Origin of the sequence: Microbacterium sp. (assembly GCF_049661145.1) — a bacterium.
Lineage (GTDB): Bacteria > Actinomycetota > Actinomycetes > Actinomycetales > Microbacteriaceae > Microbacterium.
This window is the reverse complement of sequence record NZ_JBASZT010000299.1, coordinates 1-6,446: the sequence shown is the minus strand read 5'-3', so window position 1 is coordinate 6,446 and position 6,446 is coordinate 1. Positions and strand designations below refer to the sequence as shown.

Annotated in this window: 5 protein-coding genes and 1 pseudogene; 1 reads left to right on the top strand and 5 read right to left on the bottom strand. The window is 69.1% G+C overall.

All coding sequences use genetic code 11. From position 1 onward, the window contains the following. Nucleotides 1–612 (top strand): annotated as a pseudogene (locus WBP48_RS12685) (lipopolysaccharide biosynthesis protein); the annotation flags it as partial. Here WBP48_RS12685 and WBP48_RS12680 read toward each other — a convergent pair. The 5 genes from WBP48_RS12680 to WBP48_RS12660 all read right to left on the bottom strand — a co-directional run. Continuing rightward, entirely contained in the window at nt 579–2,084 is a 1,506-nt protein-coding gene (locus tag WBP48_RS12680) for a glycoside hydrolase family 32 protein (RefSeq protein ID WP_424440963.1), read from the bottom strand. The pseudogene WBP48_RS12685 and the gene WBP48_RS12680 overlap by 34 nt on opposite strands. Next, nucleotides 2,081–3,592, bottom strand: a complete 1,512-nt coding sequence (locus WBP48_RS12675) for a glycoside hydrolase family 32 protein (protein WP_424440961.1) — start codon at nt 3,590–3,592, stop codon at nt 2,081–2,083. The genes WBP48_RS12680 and WBP48_RS12675 overlap by 4 nt, the downstream gene beginning before the upstream one ends. After that, entirely contained in the window at nt 3,589–4,620 is a 1,032-nt protein-coding gene (locus WBP48_RS12670) for an ATP-binding cassette domain-containing protein (RefSeq protein WP_424440959.1), read from the bottom strand. The genes WBP48_RS12675 and WBP48_RS12670 overlap by 4 nt, the downstream gene beginning before the upstream one ends. After that, nucleotides 4,617–5,534, bottom strand: coding sequence for an ABC transporter ATP-binding protein (locus WBP48_RS12665; RefSeq protein WP_424440957.1), 918 nt, complete (start codon nt 5,532–5,534; stop codon nt 4,617–4,619). Before WBP48_RS12665 ends, WBP48_RS12670 begins: the two co-directional genes overlap by 4 nt. Further along, nucleotides 5,531–6,446: ABC transporter permease (locus WBP48_RS12660; RefSeq protein WP_424440955.1), on the bottom strand; the 916-nt coding region annotated here is incomplete at its 5' end. The genes WBP48_RS12660 and WBP48_RS12665, both read right to left, overlap by 4 nt.

Genomic DNA, 6,446 nt, shown 5'->3' with positions numbered 1-6,446 from the left:
GTCGCACAGGCGATGCGCGCACTCGATGCCGCGCTGGCCGTGCTCTGCGGCATCGCGCCGGCGGACAAGGGCGCGACCGCGCCGCGGATCGACCCGGCGGCGCTGGCAGCCGCTGCCGAGCTCGACGATCTGCCGGGCCTCTTCGAGACGGCACTCACGTGGGATGCCGCGAAGCTCGCGCCGATGCGCGCGGCCATGATCGGCTGGTGCCTTTCGCGCCCGTCGCTGCGCGACATCGCTCTCGTGCAGTGGGCGAGCGACGTCGACGGGGGCGACCTCGCGATTCGCGCGCAGCAGCGATGGGAGAGCGGCGGTGACTACCCGGCGGATGTGGCCGAAGTGATGTGGGGCGAGGGTCCCCGCCCCGACCCCCAGCGGTTGGAGACGGCGCTCGAACTGTGTCGGACGGTCGCCGCGCTGCTCCCGAACCGTCGGCGCGCCGGCGCGCTTGCCGTCTGCGGGTGGCTCGCGTGGGCGCTCGGTCGTTCGACGCACGCCGACCACTACGCCACCCAGGCGCTGCACAGCGAGCCCGCGCACGGACTCGCCGCCATCGTGCATTCGTTCGTCGCGGCTGCTCACCTGCCCGACTGGGCGTTCCGGCCGTGCTGAACGGAAAGCTCGCGGATGGTCACGTCGCGAAACACGGCGGCGCTGCCACGCGCATACAGGCGGATGCCGTCGTCGCCGGCGAAAGGGAAGACCCGGTGCGATTGCGCAGTGAGACCGTCGCCGACGAACAGTTCGACGCTCGTCCGGTCGACGAGCAGGCGGATCGCCGCGCGCCGCTGCTCGGGGGCGAACGGCGCCTGCGTCCGGCCGCTCGTCGGGTTGGCGGTCATCGTCCGATCGAGGTAGGCGACCGCGTCCGCCGGCTTCAGCCCCGCCGCCACGAAGCGTGTCCCACCGAGTGTCCGGCACACCTCGAGCCCGATGTCGCCGGCATCCCCGTCCCATTCGATGACGCACGTGAGGTCGTATGCCGATGCGCGCACCTGGAGGTCGAGATGACCGACGACGCGCTGGTCTCCGAGGCGGTGCGTACGCGTCGTGTAACCGTCGAGCGCGGCGGTCGGCGTGGCGGTGAGCCGGTAGCCGTCGCCGCCGCGCACGAGGCGCAGGTCACGCACGATCATGTCGTCACCGTTGTAGCCATCCGTCACGACGGTCGGCGTGTTGTGCGGGTAGTCCCAGAAGTTCGCCCACCCGATGACGTGTCGCAGGGTCGGATCCTCCCGACCGGAAGGGTCGTGGTGCGGATAGGTGACGGCACCGTAGAAGTCGAATCCCCAGTCGAGCCAGCGAGGTTCGTGCGCGTCGGGCACGAACCCGCTGCCGTCGAAGCTCCCCGTCCAGTACGCGTAGGTGGCGGGCAGTCCGCGGTGTTTCGCGTTCGCGCTGACCCCGAGCACCCAGTGCGAGGAACCATCGTCGGCGGTCATCTCGAAGATGTCGGGGCATTCCAACAGGCCGAGGTCGTCGCGCGCATACTCACCGACCCTGCGCCATCTCTGCAGGTCGGCCGACGCGTAGAAACCGAGCCGGTCGCCTTCGGCCAGAACCATGAACCACCGTTCGCGCCGCTCGTCCCGGATCACCTTCGGATCGCGGAAGTCGGTGATCTCGGGGGCCGCCAGCACCGGGTCGTCCCCGCCTGGACGGAACGATCGGCCGCCGTCGATCGAGTACCAGAGGAACTGCGCCTGACTCCCCTCCGGCTCCCGGTCGGTCTGAGCCTGGGTGACGAGGGCGATCACCGCCCCCGCGCCGAATCCCGCCGTGTCCTCGGCGTCGACGACGAGGGAGCCCGACCAGCAATCACCGTTGCCGTTCGTGAACTTCTCGATGGCGACGCCGTGGTCGACGAAGCTCACCTGATCCCGCGTCGTCGCACGGCGCCAGGAGGTGCCGATCCCGCCGGCGAGGTAGTCGCCGTTGTACAGGTAGTAGTAGTGGTATTCGCCGGCGAGGTAGACCGGACGCTGGGGATCGTTCTTCCAGTTGTCGGGGACGGAGAAGTGGAAGGCGGGTCGCATGCTCGGTCCCGCGCTCGACGCGCTGTCGGAGCCGGTGGAGATGCTCATGCCGACGGCTCTGACGTCGGCCGCGTGATCGCGACCATCGACCAGACGCGCGCCTCGGCGATGACACCGTCGCCCGAGAGACGGATGCCGAGGGCATCGCCACGAGTCGGGTACACCCGCGCCGTCAGCGGCACCCCCGCCGCGAAGACCTCGAGAGCGGAGTGGTCGACGAGGATCCGCAGGTCGATCGTGCCGTCCCCCGCGATGGGCACCGCACCTGAGCGCGGGGTCGCGTCGACATCGGGTTCCAGGCTCGAGCGCGACCGGTCGAGACTCAGGTCGGCACGGTCGCCGTGGCGGCGCAGGCGCAGGACAGTACGCTCGGCGGCGTCATCGCCGCGTGCGTCGTCCCCGCTGGCCCGCAGCGCGATCTCGATCCAGCCCCCGTCAGGGATCGTCAGTCGCAGATCCAGATCGAGTTGGTCGCCCCGCGCGATCTCCACCGGATGCGGGCCGAGCGCGATCCGATCCGACACGAGGATCTCGTCCCGGAGGGACGCGACCTCAGGCGCCGGCTCCTGACGGATCGATCCGTCAGGCTCAGCGGTCACCACGCGCGGAAGCGACATGACACCGGACCACCCCGCCGCGAGCGCGTCGGCATCCGGCCGTCCCTCCTGCATCCAGCCGAACATGATCCGCCGCCCGGACTCGTCGCGCATCGACTGCGGAGCGTAGAAGTAGCGGCCGCCCAGATCCAGCCGGTGCAGGCCGCTCGGAGCGAACTGGTCGCCCTGGTACCTGCCCGACCAGTAGAGAGGATGGTGAGTCACTCCGTCGTCCCACGCAGAGAAGACGAGGACGTCGCGGGAGCCGGAGGCGTCGGCGCCGATGCGAAACAGGTCGACGCACTCCCACATCGTGCCCGTCCAGTCGGGTGCCTCACGGTCGCCGCCGGCGTCGCCGACGAGAAGCGGACCGACGTAGGTCCACGCGCGCAGATCGTCGGACTCGTACAGGAAGGCGGTGCCACCCTGACCGCGGATGCCGGAGCCGACGAGCTGCCGCCACTTCTCGCCCTCGCGCCACACGCAGTGGTCGCGGAACGCGGTGAGCTCGACACCCGCAGGCGGGGCCGAGATGACCGGGTTGCCGGCATCCTTCGTCCACGCAACGAGGTCCGGCGTGCCCGTTGCCACACACGGCAACTCGCGGTCGCCGTGCCGACCGGAGTAGACGAGCGTGGGAGTGTCACCGTCGTAGACGAGGACGCCCGACCAGCATCCGTCGACATCGGGTCCCTCGCCCGGGGTCAACGCGATCGGCAGATCGCGCCAGTTGATCAGGTCGACGCTCACCGCGTGGCCCCAGTGGATGCGGTGGTGCACCGGGGAGTGAGGATTGAACTGGTAGAAGAGGTGGTATTGACCGTCGCGCTGCGTCAGGCCATTGGGGTCGTTGAGCCAGCCGGCGGGAGCCGTGAAGTGATACGCAGGACGGTGCGGATCGGCCGCGGCGCGAGCGACGAGCGCGTCCGGAACGATCGAGGGGGCGGGTGTCGCGGTCATGCGGCGGGGCTTTCTTCGGGGGTGGGTGGCGCTTCGAGCGCGGTGCCCGGGGCGGACGAGGGCGGTGCGTACAGTCCGCAGCGTACCCAGTGCTCCGGCTGCGTCCCGATGGTGTGGAAGACCGCGTGCTCCGATGAGCACGGCGTGTCGGAGCGTCCCTCGAACGGACACGAGGTGGGGTGGATGACCTCTTCTCGCAGCCGCGCACGCTCCACAGCGTCGAAGCTGCCGCGCCGGTGCGGATCCGGGACGGCCGAGATGAGCAAGCGGGTGTACGGATGCTGCGGATCGGCCAGCAACGTCATCGATTCGCCGCCCTCGACGAACTCGCCGGCGAACATCACGACGATCCGGTCGGCCAGGTACCGGGCGGACGCCAGATCGTGGGTGATGTAGAGCATGGAGATGCCCTGCTGCTCGCAGAGCGAGCGCATCAGGTTCAGCACGCCGATGCGCACGGAGACGTCCAGCATCGAGGTGGGCTCGTCGGCAAGGATGAGGCGCGGGTTCACCGCGAGGGCTCGGGCGATGGCGATACGCTGACGCTGACCGCCGGAGAGTTCGTGCGGGTACCGATCCAGCAGCTCGGCCGGTAGATCGACCTTGTCCATCAGTCGCCGCTTGGCGCGCTCGAGTTCGACGCGCCCGGAGACGGCGTCGTGCAGCAGCAGCGGTCTCTCCAGGAAGTGGCCCACGCGGTGCACGGGGTTCAGCGAACCGAACGGATCCTGGAAGATCATCTGCACTGCTGATCGGTAAGCCCGGCTCGCGCGGCGCGGCTCGGCTCTCAGGATGTCCTTGCCCTCGAACAGGAACGTGCCGCCCGAAGGCTGCTCCAGCCGGGCCAGACACCTCGCCAGTGTGGACTTTCCGCTGCCGGACTCTCCGACCAGGGCGACGATCTCACCGGGGGCGATGTCGAGGTCGACGCCGCCGAGCGCGCGCACGCGGTCGCGAGAGAACATCCCCCCGATCGTGAACGTCTTCGCCAGGCCGCGAACGGACATCACGGAGGTCTGCGTGGTCATCGGGTCACCTCCGTCAGGGGCGCATCGCCGTCGACGGGCGCCGCCCAGTGACCGGGTCCGACGAGAGCGAGATCGGGGATGTCGTGGAATCGCACGCCCTCGCCCAGTCCCTTCAGCCGAGTGCGCGGCCCGCTCATCGGGGGAAAGGCGTTCATGAGGGCGCTGGTGTACGGATGCCGCGGCTGCTCGAAGATGGTGAGAGCCGAGGCGGTCTCGACGAACCGTCCGGCATACATCACCGCCATGCGGTCGCTGAGCTCCACCATCAGCGACATGTCGTGCGTGATGAACAGGATCGCGAAGCCCAACTCCCGCTGCAGATCCCTGATCTGCGCCATGATCTCCTGTTGGACGACGACATCGAGCGCCGTCGTCGGCTCGTCCATGATCAGCAGCGGCGGACGCAGGGCCGTGGCCATCGCGATGACCACACGCTGCCGCATGCCTCCCGAGAGCTGGTGCGGGTAGGAGCGAAGCCGGTCGTGCGGGATGCCGACGAGGTCGAGCAGCTCGGCGCCTCTGCGCAGCCCGACCTTTCTGGAGACGCCCTCGTGGGTCGTGTAGATGTCAGCGATCTGGTCACCGATCGTGAGAACCGGGTTCAGCGAGTTCATGGCGCTCTGGAAGACCATGGCGACCTGCCGCCAGCGGAACGCGCGGAGCTCCTCGGCGTCCAGACCGAGCACGTCGGCGCCCCGGAATCGGATGGCGCCGCCGGCGATGACCGCCGGATCGCGCAGCAGTCGGAGGATCGCATTGGCGATGGTGGACTTTCCGCAGCCGGACTCGCCGGCGAGGCCGAAGACCTCTCCTTCTCCGACGGTGAAGCCGACGCGGTCCACGGCACGCACGGTGCGCGCTTCGGTGACGTACTCGACGGAGAGGTTCTCAACCTCCAGCAGTGGCGCACTCATCGTGCATCCTCCTTCGTGGGCTCACCAGCGTCGGTGGGCTCGGCGGCAACGGCGACGAGGGTCGGCTCGTTCGGTGTGACGCGGCGGCGGGGCTTGCGCAGTCGCGGATTGGTGGTCTCGTCCACGCCGTAGTTGACGAGCGCCAGGGCGAACGCGACGAGCGCGATGCACACGCCCGGCGGCACGAACACCCACCACGATCCGGTCAGCAGCGCGCCGTCGTTGCTCGCCCAGTACAGGTTCGTGCCCCAGCTGATGGTGGAGATGTCACCGAGTCCGAGGAACTCAAGCCCGGCCTGGGCGCCGATGCCGAAGATGACGCAGGCCAGCAGCGTGCTCATCACGATCGATGCCATGTTGGGCAGCATCTCGCGGAACATGATCCGCAGCGACGACTCGCCCGTGACCTGTGAAGCCGAGACGAAGTCCTTGCCGCGGATCGACATCGCCTGCGAGCGCAGCACGCGGGCAGAGCCCGCCCATCCGGTGATGACGAGGACGATGATGACCGTTCCGAGGCCCTGCGGGAGGAACGCAGCGAGGATGACGAGGAGCGGAAGGCCGGGCAGCAGCAGGAACACGTTCGTGACGAGCGACAGGAGATTGTCGACGGTCTTGCTGAGGTACGCGGAGGCGAGGCCGACGAGCAGGCCGACAAGTGTCGCGAGGATGCCGACGGTGAACCCGACGAACAGGGACGATCGCGCCCCCCACACGTTCAACGCGAGCACGTCCTGGCCCTTCGCGGTCGTGCCGAGCAGATGCTCCGGCGAAGGCGGCTGGGCGCCGAGGCCTTGGATGAGGGTCGGGTCGCCCGGCGCGATCACCGGTGCCAGCAGGGCGACGGCCGCAAAGCTGACAAGGATGATGAGCCCAGCCACTGCCTTGCCGTTGCTGAGCAAGCCGCGCAGC

Bases quoted from the DNA above. Each gene is read 5' to 3' on its own strand.
- WBP48_RS12665 (WP_424440957.1), bottom strand. From the start codon at position 5,534: ATGAGTGCGCCACTGCTGGAGGTTGAGAACCTCTCCGTCGAGTACGTC.
- WBP48_RS12675 (WP_424440961.1), bottom strand. From the start codon at position 3,592: ATGACCGCGACACCCGCCCCCTCGATCGTTCCGGACGCGCTCGTCGCT.
- WBP48_RS12670 (WP_424440959.1), bottom strand. From the start codon at position 4,620: ATGACCACGCAGACCTCCGTGATGTCCGTTCGCGGCCTGGCGAAGACG.
- WBP48_RS12680 (WP_424440963.1), bottom strand. From the start codon at position 2,084: ATGAGCATCTCCACCGGCTCCGACAGCGCGTCGAGCGCGGGACCGAGC.